Origin of the sequence: Pantoea sp. B9002 (genome assembly GCF_013385945.1) — a bacterium.
GTDB lineage: Bacteria > Pseudomonadota > Gammaproteobacteria > Enterobacterales > Enterobacteriaceae > Pantoea.
The window spans coordinates 1-368 of sequence record NZ_JACAPA010000119.1 but is presented as its reverse complement, the minus strand read 5'-3'; the positions used below and the strand labels follow the sequence as shown (position 1 = coordinate 368).

The window sequence follows — 368 nt, the reverse complement described above, 5'->3', positions numbered from 1 at the left end:
TGGCGGTGACGCCATGGCCGCGACGCAGGGCTTCTTCCAGCAACTGGCTACCGGCACGACCGGTAGCACCAATGATTGCAATCTTGCTCATGACGCTCTCCAAATGGGTTGTTTACGGTCAATCAGGCGGTGAGCGGGCTCACCATTTCATTTCACCTTTGGCGACCTTGGCGCTGAGTTCCAGGGAGGACGCTTCGCCCAGGTCCGGGTAACGCTGTTTCATGGCCGCGATCAACTGCGTGGAATCCTGGGCCTTGGCGGTCTCTTCATCAAAGGCCTTGATGTAGTCCGCGGTGAACTGCGCCGCCGCCACGGAATGCGCGGCGTCGCCGAGGTAATGGCCGGGCACCAGGGTCTGCGGTTGCAGC

Annotated in this window: 1 pseudogene; it reads right to left on the bottom strand. The window is 61.4% G+C overall.

Going from position 1 to position 368, the window contains the following annotated elements:
- Nucleotides 1-139: 139 nt before the first annotated feature.
- Nucleotides 140-368, bottom strand: a pseudogene (locus tag HX773_RS25460) (MBL fold metallo-hydrolase); the annotation flags it as partial.